10 protein-coding genes and 1 pseudogene are annotated in these 18,492 nt (G+C 62.0%); 9 read left to right on the top strand and 2 right to left on the bottom strand.

Annotation, left to right across the window (positions count from 1 at the left end; all coding sequences use genetic code 11):
* Positions 1-41 precede the first annotated feature (41 nt).
* Positions 42-3,470, top strand: a complete 3,429-nt coding sequence (locus tag E4Q08_RS10525) for a trifunctional glycoside hydrolase family 18/polysaccharide deacetylase/glycosyltransferase family 2 protein (RefSeq protein WP_308240104.1) — start codon at positions 42-44, stop codon at positions 3,468-3,470.
* A gap of 12 nt (positions 3,471-3,482) precedes the next feature.
* Here the strand turns inward: E4Q08_RS10525 and E4Q08_RS10520 are convergent, their stop codons facing one another.
* Positions 3,483-4,340: a DMT family transporter gene (locus E4Q08_RS10520; RefSeq protein ID WP_169070354.1), complete on the bottom strand. Its 858-nt coding sequence runs from the start codon at positions 4,338-4,340 to the stop codon at positions 3,483-3,485.
* Between the two features lie 182 nt (positions 4,341-4,522).
* On the opposite strand from E4Q08_RS10520, the gene E4Q08_RS10515 reads away from it, so the two are divergent.
* The 3 genes from E4Q08_RS10515 to E4Q08_RS10505 are packed head-to-tail and all read left to right on the top strand — an operon-like array spanning position 4,523 to position 9,333.
* Entirely contained in the window at positions 4,523-5,716 is a 1,194-nt protein-coding gene (locus tag E4Q08_RS10515; protein ID WP_308240103.1) for an ABC transporter substrate-binding protein, read from the top strand.
* Between the two features lie 18 nt (positions 5,717-5,734).
* On the top strand, positions 5,735-6,613 hold the full coding sequence (locus tag E4Q08_RS10510; RefSeq protein ID WP_169070352.1) for a hypothetical protein: 879 nt from the start codon (positions 5,735-5,737) through the stop codon (positions 6,611-6,613).
* The gene (locus tag E4Q08_RS10505; RefSeq protein ID WP_169070351.1) at positions 6,547-9,333 is read left to right on the top strand and encodes a PAS domain S-box protein; all 2,787 of its coding nucleotides are present in this window, start codon (positions 6,547-6,549) and stop codon (positions 9,331-9,333) included. The genes E4Q08_RS10510 and E4Q08_RS10505 overlap by 67 nt, the downstream gene beginning before the upstream one ends.
* A gap of 18 nt (positions 9,334-9,351) precedes the next feature.
* On the opposite strand, the gene E4Q08_RS10500 is transcribed toward E4Q08_RS10505, so the two are convergent.
* Positions 9,352-10,503, bottom strand: a complete 1,152-nt coding sequence (locus E4Q08_RS10500) for an HlyD family secretion protein (protein WP_169070350.1) — start codon at positions 10,501-10,503, stop codon at positions 9,352-9,354.
* Between the two features lie 242 nt (positions 10,504-10,745).
* On the opposite strand from E4Q08_RS10500, the pseudogene E4Q08_RS10495 reads away from it, so the two are divergent.
* From E4Q08_RS10495 to E4Q08_RS10475, 5 genes and pseudogenes are all read left to right on the top strand, one after another.
* A pseudogene (locus tag E4Q08_RS10495) lies at positions 10,746-11,903 on the top strand (slr1591 family oxidoreductase); the annotation flags it as partial.
* A gap of 141 nt (positions 11,904-12,044) precedes the next feature.
* Positions 12,045-14,648, top strand: coding sequence for an ATP-binding protein (locus tag E4Q08_RS10490; protein ID WP_169070348.1), 2,604 nt, complete (start codon positions 12,045-12,047; stop codon positions 14,646-14,648).
* Positions 14,649-16,079, top strand: coding sequence for a sigma-54-dependent transcriptional regulator (locus E4Q08_RS10485; RefSeq protein WP_169070347.1), 1,431 nt, complete (start codon positions 14,649-14,651; stop codon positions 16,077-16,079).
* Between the two features lie 583 nt (positions 16,080-16,662).
* On the top strand, positions 16,663-17,703 hold the full coding sequence (locus tag E4Q08_RS10480) for an inorganic phosphate transporter (RefSeq protein ID WP_169070346.1): 1,041 nt from the start codon (positions 16,663-16,665) through the stop codon (positions 17,701-17,703).
* Positions 17,704-17,705: 2 nt separating this feature from the next.
* Positions 17,706-18,362: a DUF47 domain-containing protein gene (locus E4Q08_RS10475; protein ID WP_169070345.1), complete on the top strand. Its 657-nt coding sequence runs from the start codon at positions 17,706-17,708 to the stop codon at positions 18,360-18,362.
* The last annotated feature ends 130 nt before the right edge of the window (positions 18,363-18,492 follow it).

The raw sequence follows: 18,492 nt of genomic DNA, 5'->3' as shown, positions 1-18,492 counted from the left end.
GAATGTCTCTGCCATTACCCGGTGATTCTCCAGCAACTGCAGTGACCAACGGCGTGTCCGGCAAGCCGGTCTTCTTCGATCCCGCCCACAAGCGCTGGCCGCGTTTGCGGGCGGGAGTGACGCTGCTCGGCCTGACGCTGTCTTTGTTGCTGGTCATGCTCGTCCTGAGCATTCTCGCCAGTCCGGTACTGCCGTCGCTGCATCTGCCAAGCGTCAGTTTTCTGCCGCAAGGCGCCCACGCCCTGCCGGCCGTACCCACGCTCTCCCCCGAGCGTCCCTTGACCCGCCGTGAGCGCACCTTGCGTAGTGAGCAGATCAGGCTGGAGCGCGCGCGCGCGGCCAGCCTGCAACAATGGCTGGTGCAGCCCCACAAGCCGGGCCTGCTGCCGAACCGGCAAACGCTGGCCATCGGCTTTTTCGTCAACTGGGACGACGCCAGCATGAGTTCGCTCAAGCAGAACCTCGACAGCCTGGACACGGTGATCGCCGAATGGCTGCACCTGGCGGACGAGGACGGTTCGCTGCGCGAAAATGATCCGACGCGCACGGCGCAAGTGGCTGCGTACATCCGCAGCCGTCGTCCCGAGGCGTCGATCGTGCCGCTGGTCAACAACTGGAACGGTCATGAATGGGAGGGCGTCAAACTGGCGCGGATGCTGGCCAAACCGGCGGCACGGGCGCGCACCATCGCACAACTGACCGCCTATGTCGAGAGTCATCACTTTGACGGGATCAGCATCGACTTCGAGAATATTCCGCCCAGGGCGCAGCCCGATTTTCAGCGCTTCATGGCCGAACTGTACGCCGCAATGCACCCAAGAAACCTGTCGGTTTCGGTGAATGTGCCGGCCAACGACGCCGCTTTCGATTACCGCAGATTGGTGCCGCACGCGGACCACCTGATTCTCATGGCCTACGACGAGCACTGGAATGACAGTGGGCCGGGTCCGATTTCCAGCCTGCCCTGGTTCGCCTCGGTGCTGCGTCAGCGACAGCGCGACATTCCCCTCGACAAGATGATCGTGGCCATCGGCAATTACGCTTACGACTGGCAGAAGGGTCGCCCCACCGAGGAACGGACCTTCGAGGAGGCGGTCCTGGTCGCCAAGGAATCCGAAGGCAGGATCCGGCTCGATCCGGTCTCGCTCAACCCGACCTTCGAGTACGCCGACGACAACGACCGCATTCACCAGGTGTGGATGCTCGATGCAGTAACCGCGTTCAACCAGTTGGTCGTCATCCGTTCGGTACAGCCGCGCGGCGTCGCCCTGTGGCGGCTGGGCAGCGAAGACCCGGCGCTGTGGCAGGTGTTCGGCAAACCGGGCGCACTGGATGCGGCGCACGCCGCCCAACTGGGCGACATTCGCTTTCCCTACGGGGTGGACTACGAGGGCAAGGGCGAGGTGCTCGAAATCACCGCCCAACCACAGGCGGGCAGTCGGGAAATCGTCTTCGACCCGAAACGCGGACTGATCAGCGCCGAGCACTTCACGGCCTTTCCTTCCCCCTACGTCATCACCCGCCATGGCGGTGCCGAACGCAAGGTCGCGCTGACCTTCGACGATGGCCCCGACCCCCTGTACACGCCGCAAATCCTCGATGCCCTGCGGCAGGCGGGGGTACCGGGGACCTTCTTCATCATCGGCATCAATGGTCAGATGCATCCGGAATTGCTGCGCCGGGAAGTCGATGAAGGCCACGAAATTGGCAATCACACCTTCACCCATCCCAATATCTCGGCCATCTCTGCCACCCAGTTTCAGCTTGAACTGTCGGCAACCAAGCATCTGCTGGCCAGCACGGTGGGCCGGCATTCGCTGTTGTTTCGCCCCCCTTATGCGGTCGACGCCGAGCCGGAAACCATCGAGCAGGTGCGCCCGATCGAACTTGCGGCTGCCCAGGGTTATCTCGTGGTGGGCATGCAGATCGATCCGGACGACTGGAAGCGGCCAGGGGTGGACGAGATCGTCCGGAGAACGGTCGAGGAAGCCGAGCGTGGCGAAGGCAACATGATCCTGCTGCACGATTCCGGCGGCGACCGCAGCCAGACGATCCAGGCCATCCCCCGAATCGTCGAGGAATTGCAGAAACGGGGTTTCCGCTTTGTCAGCGTCTCCGAACTGCTCGGACGCAGCCGCGACGAAGTGATGCCGCTGCTACCACCCGACAGCGAGTGGCGGACCTGGTTGGACGGATTAGCCTTCGGTGTACTCAACTGGTCCGCGGCGACCATCCACTGGCTGTTCCTGCTGGGTATCGTGCTGGGTATCGCGCGCTTGCTGTTCGTTGGCGCGCTCGCCCTGTATCAGCGCTGGCAGCAGCGCCACGAAGTCTTCGATCCGGCGTATTCGCCGACGGTCGCGGTGGTGATCCCGGCGTACAACGAGGAAAGGGTGATCGTGCAGACGATCGCCTCATTGCTGGCTTGCGATCATTCCCGGCAATTCGAGGTCATCGTCGTCGATGACGGTTCCAGCGACGCCACTTATCCTGTGGCGCGCGCGGCTTTTGCCGACGATCCGCGCGTACGGGTGATCACCAAAGCCAATGGTGGCAAGCCGGCGGCGCTTACCCTGGGCATGGCGCAGACCGATGCGGAGATCGTGGTGGCCCTCGATGCCGACACCTTGTTCACCCGCGACACGATTGCCAAACTGGTCCGCCATTTCGTCGATCCAGCAGTCGGTGCAGTCGCCGGTAACACCAAGGTCGGCAACCGGATCAATCTGCTGACCCGCTGGCAGGCGCTGGAGTACATCACCAGCCAGAATCTCGACCGGCGCGCCTTCGATGTCCTCAACTGCATCACCGTAGTGCCTGGCGCGGTAGGGGCCTGGCGGCGCGAACTGGTCGAACGGGTGGGTGGCTTTACCGATGTGACCCTGGCGGAAGACGCCGACCTGACGCTGGCGATTCGCAAGCTCGGTTATGCCATCGTTTATGAGGACGAGGCGGTAGCGCTGACCGAGGCCCCCGATACGGTGCGCGGCTTCATCCGCCAGCGCTACCGCTGGATGTACGGCACCATGCAGGCGACATGGAAACACCGCGATGTGTTGTTCCGTCGGCGCTACGGCGCGCTGGGTTTTATCGCCCTGCCGAATGTGATCCTCTTTCAGGTCCTCTTCCCGCTGATCTCGCCGATCATGGACCTGCAGTTGATCGGCTCGCTCGGGGTGGCAACGTTCAATCACTGGCAGCACCCGGATGAGTATTCTCCCGACGCCTTGTGGCGGGTACTGTTCTACTACGCGCTGTTCGTGACGGTAGATTATCTGGCGGCGATTCTGGCTTTCGCGATGGAGCGCAAAGAGAGCTGGTGGCTGCTGATCTGGCTGTTCTGGCAGCGATTTTTTTACCGTCAGTTGATGTACTACGTGGCCATCAAGAGCACCCTGACCTCACTGCGCGGCGTACTCGTGGGCTGGGGCAAGATCGACCGCAAGGCGACGGTGCAGGCGGCGACTTGATCGGCTGCATGTTCAGGGTGCAGGCGAACGTTCCGGCCTGGCGGGCAAGAGACGCGTGGCCGCGAGACCGGACAATACGATCAAGCCGATCGCCAGCCAGGACCATGCATCGTGCGCCTCATGCCAGAGGAGCATGCCGAACAGACTGGCAAAAATGACCGTACTATAAGCCAGGGTGGCTGCCAGCAATGGCTTCGCGCCAGCATAGGCGCGGGTCATCGCCAACTGGGCAGCAGTGGCGAAAGCCGCCACGCCGAACAGCAGCGATCCGCTTTGCAGCTCGATCGGATGAATCTCGGAAAATAGCAGCCCGAAACTGCTGCACACCGACGAGACCAATGAAAAATAGAACACCGTGCGGCTCTCCGGCTCGCCACGCGCACCGAGTTCGCGGACACTGAAATAGGCCATGCCGGCGAGCCCCCCTGAGCCCAGGCCAATCAGGCCGCCGAGCAGTTGGTCGGCGTGCAGGCTGGGTTTGAGCAGCAGGCCGACACCCACCAGCCCGAGTAGCAGGGCGCCGAAGATGCCGGCGCTCAGGCGCTGGCCGGCGAGCGCCAGGTAGATGGCGAGAAAGATCGCCGAAGTGTAGTTGAGCGTCACCGCGGTCGCCAGTGGTAGCAGAGTGATCGCCCAGAAGTAGGCGAGCAGCGCCGAGAAGCCGACGAGGCCGCGGCTGATCTGCCAGCGCCAGTGCGGCGTCGCCAGCGACACACCGCGCAGACGAACCAGCGCATACATCAGGATCAGCGAGAGGAGGCTGCGGTAGAAAACGATCTCCACGGCAGAATGGGTGGCCGCAGCCAGCTTGACGCATACTCCCATGCAGGCGAAGAAAAGGCTGGCCAGGATCATCCAGAGGGATTGCATGCCAAGGCTTCGCAAGACAGGAAGCCACGGATTCTACCCCAAGCTTGCCGCAGCGGGCGTTTTCGCCAGAATGGAGCACGCTTTCGATCTTGACCACGCTTGACTGGACTGCATATACTGCCTGTCGGCGGCATCGGATTTCCCATTGGTTCCAGGGGGTAATGGTGGTCAAGACGATCTTGGTGCGTTGGGCACTGCTCTCGTTGCTGTGGACGCTGATCCTGACGTCGCTTCCTGCGGGCGTCGCGGCGACAAAAGGGCCGGTCCTGATTGGTCTCGATGCAGAGTTTTCCTGGCCAGGAAGTACCTCGGCGCAGGCGATCGAACAGGGCATCCTGATCGCCATCGACGAAATCAACCGCAGCGGCGGCGTTCTCGGGGGGCGACCGCTCGAGCTGATCAAGAAGGATAACGGGACAGTCCCCGCGCGCAGTATCCGCAACCTCAGGGAACTCGCCCAGGTATCGGACCTGGTGGCCGTGTTCTGTGGTCGATTCAGCCCGACCGTGATCGAGGCGCTGGAGACCGTGCACGCCTTGCCGCTGCTTCTTCTGGACCCCTGGGCCGCCGCCGACCTCATCACCGACAACGGCTTTTCGCCCAACTATGTTTTCCGGCTGTCCCTTCGCGACAGCCATGCCATGCCCGCCTTGCTCCAGTACGGCAGCAGCAAGGGGATCAAAACTTTCGGAATGATGGCCCTCAACACGACCTGGGGGCGAAGCAATCTGGCTGCGGCGGAACATTATGCGGCGAAGGCTCGACCACAGCTCAAACTGGTCGGCGTCCGTTGGTTCAACTGGCAGGATCAGAGCCTGCTGGACAAGTACCTCGACCTCAAGCGCCTGGGAGCCAAGGCCATCCTGCTGGTGGCGAACGACCGCGAAGCGACGATCCTGCTGAAGGAAATGGCGAGCCTGCCGAAAGCCGATCGGCTTCCCGTCTTGTCCCATTGGGGGGTGTCGGGTGGGCAGATGTCCGAGACTGCGGGCTCGGTGTTGCCCGAGGTGGACTTCGTCATGGTTCAGACCTACAGTTTCATCGGCGATGAGCGGCCGCGCACGCGCCAGGTTCTGGCTGCTGCAAACCGTCTTTTCGGCTTTGCCGATGCGCGTGCCATTGCTTCACCGACGGGGCTCGCCCATGCCTACGATCTGACCCACATTCTGGCTCGAGCGATCAACCAGGCCGGGACGACCGATCGGCTGGCGGTAAGGCAGGCGCTCGAAGAGGTGCGCGACTACGATGGACTGATCAAGCCTTATCGTCGCCCCTTTGCTGCCGGGCGCCACGATGCGCTGAGCGAATCCGACGTGATCATGACCCGTTATGCACCGGATGGTGCCATCGTCCCGGTTGCGCGCGGGCGTCGTTAGCCGGCGAATGCGGCAACCGTGAACTTCCTGTCGAGGCTGCGCGAACGCGCCCAGGCAAGCCTCGCTGTGCGCCTGGCGCTGTTGATGGGGGCGCTGGCATCGGCGGCTGCGATCTTTCTGGCCGCACTGTCCTTCCTGGTTTCCCAGCGCCTGATCGCCGAAAACGCCCGGATTGCCTTTGACTTCCAGACTGAAGTCGTCGCGCGGCAGATTGAATCCGAGGTGCGCGCGCTCGATCGAATGCTCAAGGCGATGGCCGCCAACGCGTTCATCAGCAACGGCCTGGTCGATTCTCTGGGCCGCGATCAATACCTGATTCCTTACTTGCGCGATCAGACCGTTCCAGGCGCTTGGGATGGCGAGCTGTGGCTCGTTGATTTCGAGGGCAAGCCGATCGCCGCCAATGCCCCTGACTTGCACTTCGATCATCAGGACTCTGGCGCCCTGGGGGCCGCGCTGGCGGGGGGGCATGCCCAGGTAGAGCTGGCTCATCAGGAGCAGCTGTTGTATGTCGCGCCCGTCGTGTTTCCGCCGACGGGAAGCATCGAAGGCGCCGTGGTCGCCGTACTCAAGTACGGATCGCTCCTCAGCGATGCCGGCGTGCTCATGGGACAAGGGGGCTGCCTGATGCTGCGGATGGGGGAACGCGAGATACCGATTCCCGCGGGATGTCGCAGTGGTACGGACTCGCCCATGCCCTCCAGGCGTCTGGATCTCCCCGAGAGTTTTCGGCCTCTGCATGCCGAACTGCAGCTCTACACCGATTCCGCGACGGTTTCTGTCGCCACGCGTTACCTGATTGCCGGCTACTTGCTGGTCGGCGGAGCGTCGTGCTACTGGTTCTACTGGTCAGCAAGCGGGTGTCGGGACGCATCGTCGAGCCGCTGGCAAGCCTGAGCGAAACGGCGGACAGCATCGTCAGTCTGCAGCGGCTCGATCTGCGGGCGCCGGAGGTTGGCGCTGACGAGCCCGCACGCCTGGCCAAGTCGTTCAACAAGATGCTCGATAGTCTCCAGCTCGCGCAGGCGCACCTGATCGACGATATCGCTCGTCGAGAACAGATCGAAGAAGCGCTGCGCCGGAGCAACCGGCAATTGCGGATGATCAGCGACTGCAATCAGGTACTGATCCGCAGCTCTGACGAAAGCGAATTGGTCAACACGGTCTGCCGGATCATCGTTGAAGTCGGCGGCTACCATATGGCCCATGTGGTTTACTCCGAGGGTGACAAGGCCCGTACGCTTCCTCCGGTGGTAGCACACTCCAGTCGCAAAGAGGGTCTTCTCGACGAGTGGAACATCGATTCGGCGGACAGTGAGCGTGCGGGCGGAGTTCATGAGAAAGTCATTTACAGCGGCCAACCCTGCGTGATCCAGGATATTGGCAGTGATCCGAGCTTCGCGCCCGGATCTGTGGCCGTTGGCGAACGCGGCTATGCCGCGCTGTGTGCGTTACCGCTGCTGGCCCAATCCAGAACACTCGGCGCCTTGAGCATCTACTCGGCAACAGCGCATGCCTTCGATCGCGATGAAGTCGTTCTGTTGAGTGAACTGGCCGGCGATCTGGCTTTTGGCATCGCGGTGCTGCGCGTGCGGGTCGAGCGTGACCAGGCCGACAAGGCACTTCGCGAGAGCGAGTTTGTTCTCAGACGATCGCAGGAAGTCGGTGGCCTGGGTTCCTATTATTTCGACGTACACACAGGTACCTGGATCAGTTCGGAGAAGCTCGACCAGATCTTCGGCATTGACGGTTCCTTCCCGAAGACCGTCGCAGGCTGGATCGACCTGGTACACCCGGAAGACAGAAAGGAGATGCTCGAGCATCTCGGCGACCACGTCCTCGCCAAGGGCAATCGCTTCGACCGGCAATACCGTATCCTCCGCCACAGCGACGGCCAGGAGCGCTGGATGCATGGGCTCGGGGAACTCGAATTCGATGAGCACGGTGTGGCGATCAAGATGATCGGTACGATCCAGGACATTACCGCGAGCAAGCAGGTGGATCAGGCACTGCTGGAGAGCGAGCACAAATACCGCGAACTCGTCGAGAACGCCAACATCATCATCGTGCGCCTGAATGCGCAGGGGGTGATCACCTTCATCAACGAGTTCGGCCTGAAGTTCTTTGGCTACCCGGAGGAAGAACTGCTGGGCCAGCATGTGGTCGGGACGATCGTCCCGCCGTGCACCGAAGACGGGACCGATCTGCGGGCGATCGTCCAGGAACTCGTTCGTGACCCTGGGCAGTTCGCACATCACAGCAACCAGAACATGTGCCGCAACGGCGAGCGGGTGTGGATTGCCTGGACCAACAAGGCGATCTGCGATGCTCAAGGCCAGGTGCAGGAAATCTTCAGTGTCGGATTGGACATCACCGAGCGTAGACGCGCCGAGGCTGCATTGCGGGAAAGCGAAGAACGCTTTGCCAAGGCCTTCCACCTGAGTCCGGCGCCGATGTGCATTTCGGAAATCGGAAGCAGCCGCTTCATCGACGTCAACGTGAAATTCGAGCGCATGCTGGACTATGGTCGCGAAGAATTGATCGGGCATACTGCCAAGGAACTCGGGGTCTGGGTCGATCCGGGAGCGCGCGAACGGATGATCGAGAAACTTCGCAGGGATGGCTTTTTCCCGGAAACACCCATGCGTTTCCGGAACAGGACGGGTGATATCCGAGAGGCACTCTATGCAGCGGAAACCTTGCGTCTTGGCGAGGAAAAGGTATTGTTGTCACTGATCTTCGATGTCACCGAGCGCAAGCGTGCCGAGGAGGAGTTGCAGCGGCACCGTGATCATCTCGAGGAACTGGTCGCAGAGCGAACGGCCGAGTTGCGACGGGCGATGATGCAACTCGTCCAGTCGGAAAAGCTGGCAGCACTCGGCCATCTGGTCGCCGGCGTTGCGCACGAACTGAACACTCCCCTGGGCAACACGCGCCTCATCGCCAGTCTGCTCGCCACGCAATTGCGCGAATTCGCCGCCGCTTTCGCCACCAGCACGCTGCGCCGATCGCAAATGGACGAGTTTCTATCCCGGGGTCGCGAAGCCGTCGACCTCCTGGAGCGCAACAGCGCTCGTGCCGCTGATCTGATCGGGCACTTCAAGCAGGTTGCAGTAGACCAGAGCAGCACCCGTCGGCGCTCGTTCGATCTGCACCAGATCATCGAGGAGATGCTGGTCACCCTGCGGTTGACCTTCAAGCACACACAGCACCGGATCGAAGTGGACATCCCGGACGGGCTGGCAATGGACAGTTACCCTGGGCCACTCGAGCAAGTCATTGCCAACCTGGTTGCCAACTCGCTGACACACGGCTTTGTGGGCATCGATCAGGGGCGTATCGAACTGCATGCACAGGCCCTGGGCGAGAAGCAGGTGCTCTTTCGCTATCTCGACAATGGCGTGGGGATCACCACCGACACGCTCAACCGCATCTTCGAACCGTTTTTTACCACTCGCCTGGGGCAGGGTGGCAGCGGCCTGGGCTTATATATCGTCTACAACCTGGTGACCGGCGTTCTCGGCGGGACGATCGAGGTCGCCAGTTCGCCCGCTTGCGGGGCAAGCTTTACGCTGACCCTGCCCCTGACCGCCCCGGAGCGTACGACGCCTGCGTGACCGGCGATGGCGCTACGCTCATTGCGGCAACTTCACCTGCAAATCCTGTGGCCAGGGTAGCGTGGCTTCGAGACGAACGTAGGCCACTCCAGGGAGCCCGGTCTTGACCTGCGTCCGGTATTTCCGGAGCAGTTCGGGATCAATCTGCGCCTTGCTCCGGAACACCAACTTCCGACGCTCGCTCGTGGTCTCGACCGCCTTGGGGGTGAATTGCGCCGTGCTGTCGACAAACGACACCTTCGCGGGGATCACATATTGCGGCACGGCATCGAGAACCAGTCTGACCTCGGAGCCAATCGCCAGCTTGCCGGCGACGCTCTCGGGCAGGAAGAAAGTCATACCGACATCGCTCAAGTCGACGATGGTCAGCAGTTTTCCGCCAGCAGGCAGCACTTCTCCCGGCTCTGCCGTTCGGTACTGGACCCGGCCAGCGCGTGGCGACCTGAGGGTGGCATCGGCCATGTCGGCCTTGATTTTCTCTGTGGCCGCGATGGCCGCTTCGATCGATGACTCGGACTCGCTCACCTGCGATTCGTAAGCTGCAATCGCCGGCTGTGTCTCCAGCGCTGGCGATTGAGCGGCGGCGATCGCTGCCTGTGCTTCGGCCACTTTCGATCGGGCTGCGTCCAGGCTGGCCCTGGCGATCTCCAGTTTGGTCTTGTCGCCTTGCAGCCGCTGGGCGGTAATGAAACCCTTGGCCACCAGTTCTTCGGAGCGCTGCAACTCGCTCTCGGCAAAGGCGACTTCACTCTCGGACTGGGCAACTGCAGCCAGAGCAGTGGTTTTTGCCTGACGTCTTTGTTCGACCAGCGCGATCGCACCGGCCTTGGCATCGAGCTTTTGCGAGGCGATTGATGCGGAACTTGCACTCTCTGCCTGCTTCACCTTCGCCTGCAACTGATGGAGTTCAGCTTCCAGCGTCTGCGTGTCCATGCGGGCGACGATCTGCCCTGCCTCGACAAAGTCGCCTTCCCTGCACAGGATCTCCTTGACACGCCCGGCAGACCTGGTCGCGATGTCGATTTCGGTGGACTCGATGCGCCCGTTTCCGGCCACGAAACCTGCGGGCAACGCCGCCGGCCTGGATTGCTGCCAGGCATAGAGTCCCGAGAGAATGGCGAGAACAGCAATGACAAGGAAAAAAACGATGCGACGTGTATTGGTACTCATGACCCGATATTCCTGATACGGTCGAGGCTTGCACCCTGGCATGGCGGTCGGAACAAGCGCCATTGTAACTCGCTGGCGATCGACGACCCCGGCCGTCCGCCTGTCGAGCCCAGCAGACGAGAGGCTGGTTCCAGAGATTCTCGGCGCCGGCGGGATACAATTCGTGCGTCGCTGACGCGACCTGCGCTGTGAACGAGCGGGCTGCGTTTGTACGGTGGATTGATCGAGGACGGATTTTCGGCATGCAGAGCAGCGGACAGGCGGATCTCGGAGACATGGTGCTGGTCGGCGGCGGGCATAGCCATGTCGGGGTGCTCAAGCGATTCGGCATGCAGGGGCTGCCCGGCTTGCGCCTGACGGTGATCTGTACCGATACGCACACGCCCTATTCCGGAATGTTGCCGGGCTATGTCGCCGGCCACTACCGCTACGAAGAGGTGCATATCGACCTGCGTCGTCTGGCCGCGTTTGCCGGCGCCCGCTATTACCAAGACGAGGTGATCGGCATCGATCGGGAAAACCGCCGGGTGTTGTGCCGCAATCACCCACCGCTTGGCTATGACCGCCTGTCGATCAACATCGGCTCCGCGCCAGCCATGGACCGTGTCGCCGGCGCCGACGAGTACGCCATCCCGGTCAAGCCGATCCGGCGTTTCAACGAGCGCTGGCTGGCCATGCTGGAGCGGGTTTGCCGACAACCGGGGCCAAGCACCATCGCTGTCGTCGGCGCTGGCGCCGGCGGCGTCGAACTGACCCTGGCGATGCAGTATCGCCTGCGCCGTGAACTCCAGCTGCGCGGGCGCGACCCCGACGATCTGCACTTTCATCTCCTGTCCGCCGATCACGACATCCTGCGCACCCACAATGCCCGCGTGCGGCAGCGTTTCGAGGCAGTCCTGGCCGAGCGGGGCGTTGTCGTGCATCGCGCGGCCGAAGTCGGTTCGGTGTCGCGCGGGCAGATCAGCACCCGCAGCGGCGAGACGCTGGCGACCGACGAAGTGTTCTGGGTGACGCAAGCCGGCGCCGCCGCCTGGCTGCGGGACACCGGGCTGGCGCTCGACAGCGGCGGTTTCATCCAGGTTGCCGACACCTTGCAGACGCTCAGCGATCCGCTGATCTTTGCGGCCGGCGATTGCGCGGCGATGATCGATCACCCGCTCGAGAAGGCCGGCGTCTTCGCGGTTCGCCAGGGTCGGCCGCTCGCCGAGAATCTGCGCCGTTCGCTTCTGCAGCAGCCCTTGCTCGCCTACCGACCGCAACGCCACTGGCTTGCACTGATCAGCACCGGGGACCGCTACGCGATCGCCTCGCGCGGCGCGGCGTCTGCGCAAGGTGCCTGGGTATGGCGCTGGAAAGACTGGATCGACCGTCGCTTCATGGCCAGTTTTGCCGATCTGCCGGCGAAGACCTGGCCAGCTTGATGCGCGCGCCTGGACTCTTTGTTCTTGTCGGCGGTGCTTTCTGCTAAGCTCGCGAGCCTCGTGGCGAAGCGGAGGCTTGCTCCCGCACCGCCCTCTACAGTGACCCGTTGATCGCCGCCGATGTTCGACAACTTGCGAAGATATGCCGCTACCTATGCCGTGGCGATTGGTGGCATCCTGATGACCTGCCTGTCATCGTGGAATGTCCGCCAGGAGTTGCAGACCAGCCATCTCAAGGAATTCCAGTGGGCGGCCGGCGACCGCATTCAGGCCGTGCGCTCGGTGGTCGACCAGGGGCTGGACGCGTTGCTGGAGATTCGCGGACTGTTCTATGCTGCGCAGGGAATCGACGAGCAGGAGTTCCTGGTATTCACCGATTCCATCCTTAAACGCCGCCCCTATATCCATAGCCTGCTGTGGGCACCGCTGCTGCACTCGCCACAGCAGGCGCTGCCAGGATCAGCACCAGGCACGCCGCCGGCAAGCTCCGCCACGGCGAATGCCGATGATCTGGCGATCGCCGGGCCGCAGCGCGTGCCAGTGCTTCTTGCCGCTGCCCGTAGCGAACCTGCGGCTGCCCAGGGGGTCGATCTGAACACGACGCCTGAACTTGCGGCATTGCTGCAGCGGGCAAGGGAAAGCGGCAACATCGCGGTCAGCGGTCGCATCGACCTCGTGCGGCCGGGCAGGGAAACGGTACGGGTGATCTACGCTGCCCTGCCGGTCTATGCGCCAGGCCACTCCCGTCATCCTGGTGCCCTACCCTTTGCTCGCAAGCAGGCCGATCCGCTCGGATTCGTGGTGGGCGTCTACGACATCGAGGAACTCGTGCATGTCGCGATCAACCTCCTCGAGCCGCGTGGTGTCGAGGTGCTGGTACGTGACGACTCGGCTGGTGGAGACGCGCAGTTCCTGCATTTTTATGCCAGCCGCCTGGAGCCGCGTGCGGCAGTCAAGGCGAGTGGTCTGATGCCGGCGTACGACGAGGACCAGCCAAGCATGGTGGTCGGGATTCCCGTCGGCGACCGTAGCTGGTCGATCATCTGCGTCGCCACCCATACCTTTCGTAGTGCCGAGGCATTCACCGAGGCGCACTGGTCGGTTCTCGTCGGTGGCTTCCTGTTCACCGCGCTACTCGCTTTCTACCTGGTGCGCAGCCGTCGTGAACTGGAGAATCGCATCCAGTTGACGCTGACCATCTACGAACGCGAGGAGCTGTTTCGCCAGTTGGCCGAAACCGTCGATGTTGTATTCTGGGCGACCAATGCCGATGTGACGCGGCTCGAGTATATCGGCCCGGCTTTCAGACAGCTCGCGGGTCGTGAGGCGATGCTCGATAGCCTCGATGGTGCGGCGCCATCGCTGCTGCTCGACGTCTTCGAAGCCGACGCTCGGCGCACGCTGGTCGAGGCGATCGGCCAGTTGCAGGCCGAAGGTGGGCGTTTTACCGTCGTTCTGCCCGTCTTGCGTGGAGAGCGGGACCTGCGCTGGTTGCGGGTCTGTGGCTTCCCGGTACGCGAAGCGGGCAGCCCGCTGAGCCGCATCGTCGGCTTTCTCGAAGACATTACCGAGCACAAGCTGGCCGAGGATGCGCTACGTGACTCGGAAGCGAAGTTGCGCACGTTGTTCAATCATTCGCCCGACCTGATCTTTACGGTCGATGGCGAGGCCAGGATCCTGCTCACCAATCGGCCATTGCCGTATCCGGTCGGCGGTGCCGGCGAGAAACGATCGGAGCTGATCCTGCCGCCGGAGGTCCGGGAGGGCTACCTGCAGAAACTGCAGCAGGTTTTTGCGAGCGGACGCATCGAGCATTTCCAGTACAACTCCAGTGACGCCACCTGGTGGGAAATCCGCATGGTGCCGATCAGCTCGGCGACTGTAGCGACTACGGTGATGGCGGCAATGGTGGTGATTACCGACATTACCGAGAACCGCAAGCTGCAGTGGCAGGCCATCCGCAGCGCGCGTCTGGCTTCCCTCGGAGTGCTCTCGGCAGGTATCGCCCATGAAATCAACAATCCCAATCATGCCATTCTGGCGAATGCTCCGCTATTGGCCCGCATCTGGCAGGATGCCTTGCCGATCCTCAACGAGTATGAACAGGAGCAGGGCAGCTTCCTGCTCGCCGGCTTGAGTTTCGAGCAGGCGCGACAGACCATCTCGCGCGGTATGCGCGACATTGGCGAGAACGCCAAACGGATTCAGAAGATCGTCGACAACCTGAAGCACCTCGGCAAACAGGATCGCGGGCACATGAACGAACTCGCCGACATCGGGAAAATCCTCCCTGCCGTGGTGACCCTGCTCGATACCCGTATCCGCAAGCATACCGATGCCTTTACGCTGGACTTGCCGGCAGCGCTGCCGACGGTCAGAGGCAATGTGCAGCAACTCGAGCAGGTGTTCATCAATGTGATCGTCAACGCCCTTGAATCCTTGCCCGATCGCAGCCGCTCGGTCAAGGTTTCGGCACGGGCGGATCATGCCGGAAATCGGGTGATCATCCAGGTCGAGGATCAGGGAAAAGGCATCGCCGAAGAGGTGATGGCGCAGATCGGCGAGCCCTTCTTCACCACCAAGGCCGAAAGCGGCGGTACCGGACTGGGCCTGTCGATTTCGTCGTCGATCGTCGAAAAACACGGCGGCATACTGCGTTTCGAAGCCAACCACAATCCTGGCACCACGGTCAGCATCGACCTGCCGGTCAGCACGGAGGAGTGAATGAAGGAAAAGTCATTTGCCAGTCTGCCCGTTTTTCTCGTCGATGACGAGGAGTCGGTTCTGCACGCCAGCGCAGCCGTGCTGCACAGCGCCGGCGTCGCCAACATCCAGATGGTCAGCGACAGCCGGGAACTGCTGTCGATGCTCGGGCAGCAGCCGGCAAGCGCCGTGCTGCTCGACCTGATGATGCCGCATATCAGTGGTACCAAGCTGCTGCCGGACATCGTCCACCTCTACCCGGAAGTGCCGGTGATCGTCATGACCGCTGCTCAGGATGTCGAAACCGCCGTGCGCAGCATGAAGGAAGGGGCGTTCGACTACCTCGTCAAACCGGTCGAGGAAAGTCGTCTGGTGGCGAGCGTCCGCCATGCCCTCGAAGTGCACTCGCTGCGGCGGCAGATGGGGGTGCTGAAGCGTTACCTCCTGTCGGACTGCCTGCAGAACAACGAGGCCTTTGCCGGCATCATCACCAACAGCCGCAAGATGCGGTCGCTCTTTCAGTACCTCGAAGCAGTTGCCGTTTCTGCCGAGCCGGTGCTGATCTCCGGCGAGACGGGTGCCGGCAAGGAGATGTTCGCGCAGGCCTTGCACAAACTCAGCGGCCTGAGCGGGCAGTTCGTGCAGGTCAATGTCGCCGGCCTCGACGACACGCTCTTTTCGGATACCCTGTTCGGTCACAAGAAAGGCGCTTTCACCGGCGCCGACCAGTCACGTGCCGGGCTGATCGCCCAGGCTGCCGGTGGCACGCTGTTCCTCGACGAGATCGGCGATCTGTCGATGGCTTCGCAGGTCAAACTGTTGCGTCTGTTGCAGGAGCACATGTACTTCCCGCTGGGATCGGATGTGGCCCGCCCCAGTGACGCACGCGTCGTCTGTGCGACCAACTGCAAACTGGCGCAGATGATGCGCCAGAATCACTTTCGTTCGGATCTCTATTTCCGCCTGTCGGTGCACCAGGTCGAGGTGCCGCCGCTGCGCCAGCACAAGGAAGACATCCCGCTGTTGCTGCAGCACTTTCTCGACGAGGCTGCGGCGGCCATCCACAAGCCAGCCCCGGAGCCATCGAACGAACTCCTGACCCTGCTTGCCAACTATCACTTTCCCGGCAACGTGCGCGAATTACGGGCGATGGTATTCAATGCCATGGCCTTGCATCGTGGTGGTGCGGTGCTGGCCATGGACAGCTTCCGACAGGCGATCCAGAAACAGCAGAAGACGGGCGCCGACGATGCCGTGGCGGATCCGTCCGATGGCCTGCCGATCCTGATTCCGGGACGCTTTCCCACCCTCGACGAAGTGGAAGAGGCGATGGTCCGGGAAGCGCTCAAACGCGCCAAGGGCAATCAGGGCGTCGCCGCGACGCTACTCGGGCTATCCCGACCGGCGCTCAACCGACGCCTGGCACGGCGAGCACTGCCACCCGAATCCTGAAGCGGCGAAAGCTGTTCCTTTCCCCCGGCGCTCTTCCGCTTGCGAGAGAGGAAGCCCTTCGACAAGGCTCAGGGCAGGATTCGTGAGTCGCTGACGCGATTTTCACATGGACTCCAGCAGCCTGCGGCTGACTCGGCCGGGTGTCGTTTCGTTCTTCCTTCCTGGGTGTTACGTCTCGACATTTTGACAATGCCTGTTGAAGTGTAATTAATCGATTGTAATCAATCGTTTAATGTTCCTAAAAAGAACCTTCACGGAATTCTCGGTGCGTTTTGTTACACCCCCAAGAGATCCCGGGACAGGACCGAAAGCATCCAGCAAGCCTCTGTTTTTCTGGATTCTGGTCAGAACAGGTCCGTTTTGGCATGAATAATGCTTACGACAGCAGGATGAGCGCTCACTGGGCGCGACCACGGCTGCTTCTCGGTGATCACAGAAGCACTTCATTCATGCAAGGGGAATCAATCGCACGCGAACACGCATACAGACACCTCACCAGTCGGATCCCACTACAGCGCACGTTGCACACCCGGATGTCTGACCGCCGCGCATCAACCCACGACCACCACCACAGGGCCGCTTCATGAGCACATTACTGATTCTGACGATTCTGACTGTAGCCATCGTCCTCTTTTTCGACTATACCAACGGCTTTCATGACGCTGCCAACATCGTGGCGACGATCATCGCGTCGCGCGCGATGACCCCCGTGCAGGCAGTGATCATCGTCGGCACTTTCGAGTTCCTCGGGCCTCTGCTGGGTGGAACGGCGGTCGCCAACACCATCGGCAAGTTCGTCACCCTCGGTGACGTGCAGGCCGTTCTTTCGCTGGCCATCCTGATCAGCGGTCTGGTTGGCGCCATCGTCTGGAATCTCGCCACCTGGTATTTCGGCATCCCGTCGTCCTCTTCGCACGCACTGGTCGGCGGGCTGATCGGCGCGGTCGTCGTTTCCGCCGGCGTGGACAATGTCGTCTGGGGTTTCTCGCAATTGATGCACGGGCAGGTGACCGGCATCGTCAAGGTGCTGGCCAGCCTGATCGTGTCACCGCTGCTCGGTTTCTGGGTCGGTTTCCTGATCCTGCGACTGATGAACATCCTCCTGTTCGCCGCCAAGCCTTCAGCCAATACCGGCCTGCGTTATGCACAGTTCGTCACCGCCGCCGGTCTCGCTTTTTCGCACGGCGCCAACGACGCGCAGAAAAGCATGGGCATGCTGACGCTGGCGTTGCTGCTGGGAGGTTTCATTCCAACCTTTGAAGTACCCTTCTGGGTCATGCTGGCCTGCGCCATCGCGATTACCCTGGGGATTCTCTCTGGCGGCTGGCGGATCGTCCGCACCCTTGGTTTCGCGATTTACCGCGTTCGCCCGATCCACGCGCTCAGCTCACAACTGACCTCGGCCCTGGTGATCCTGACCGCGTCGGCGATCGGTGCGCCGGTCTCGACCACCCACGTCGTCGGCACCTCGATCATGGGCATCGGTTCCTCGGAGCGGCCGAAAGCCGTGCGCTGGAAGAAGGCCAAGGACATCGCCATTACCTGGGTCATCACCATCCCCGGCTCGGCACTGGTTGCCATTCAGACATTCGCTCTTGTCAATCTCTTTCTCGGAAAGGTCTAATCATGTCGAACGCAAGTACTGCATCACCCTCCTTCACTCGCCGCATCCTGCATCGGGTCTTTCCCAGAGTACCGAATTTCTTCGCCCTGCTGGCCGAGCAAAGCGCGCAGGTCGGCCTTAGCGCCGGTCTGCTGGTCGAATACATGGGCTCCGGCACGCCGGAAGTCGCCAAAAGGGTGATCGATGCCGAACACGAGGGAGATCGCCTCAAGATTCGCAATCTGACGCTGCTCAACGAAGCGTTCTCGACACCGATCGACCGCGAGGACCTGCACCGGGCGATCATCAACCTCGATGAAATCATCAATAGCTGCAAGACCGTCGTTGCCGAGATGGACACGAATGTCCTGGCCTTGAAGGCCGACAAATACTGCCTGGAAATGGCCGTGTACCTCAAGGAAGGGGCCGAGGCGGTGGCTGCAGGCTATGGCCGTCTGGGCAGCGATCCCAAACTGGGCCGCGCCGACGCGGACAAATCCGACCAGGCGGTCCGGAAATTGACCCGCACCCACCGGCGCGCCCTCGCCGAGTTGTTCAACGACAACGATTTTCACCACATCTTCCGCCGCAAGGAAATCTACAATCAACTGCTGGGTGCAGCAGACCGCCTGAACGTCTGCAACAGCACACTGCTGGACATCGTCGTCAAGCTCTGCTGAAACTTCCTTCCCGCGCAGTCGGGTAAGCAAGCACGGGGAATCGGCCGCAAGGCCCTTTCCCCGTCTGTATCTCCGGCTACGCATTCCACTCGGGCGCTTTGCCCGCCGCGCAGCATGCCGCGGCCACTTG

Origin of the sequence: Candidatus Accumulibacter contiguus (assembly GCF_012940005.1) — a bacterium.
Taxonomy (GTDB): Bacteria; Pseudomonadota; Gammaproteobacteria; order Burkholderiales; family Rhodocyclaceae; genus Accumulibacter; species Accumulibacter contiguus.
The sequence above is the reverse complement of the archived record's forward strand: the minus strand, read 5'-3'. Positions and strand labels throughout refer to the sequence as shown.

What these genes read in the sequence shown, in the direction of transcription:
- E4Q08_RS10520 (WP_169070354.1), bottom strand. Translation starts at nt 4,340, where the DNA reads ATGCAATCCCTCTGGATGATCCTGGCCAGCCTTTTCTTCGCCTGCATG.
- E4Q08_RS10500 (WP_169070350.1), bottom strand. Translation starts at nt 10,503, where the DNA reads ATGAGTACCAATACACGTCGCATCGTTTTTTTCCTTGTCATTGCTGTT.
- E4Q08_RS10490 (WP_169070348.1), top strand. Translation starts at nt 12,045, where the DNA reads ATGTTCGACAACTTGCGAAGATATGCCGCTACCTATGCCGTGGCGATT.
- E4Q08_RS10485 (WP_169070347.1), top strand. Translation starts at nt 14,649, where the DNA reads ATGAAGGAAAAGTCATTTGCCAGTCTGCCCGTTTTTCTCGTCGATGAC.
- E4Q08_RS10480 (WP_169070346.1), top strand. Translation starts at nt 16,663, where the DNA reads ATGAGCACATTACTGATTCTGACGATTCTGACTGTAGCCATCGTCCTC.
- E4Q08_RS10475 (WP_169070345.1), top strand. Translation starts at nt 17,706, where the DNA reads ATGTCGAACGCAAGTACTGCATCACCCTCCTTCACTCGCCGCATCCTG.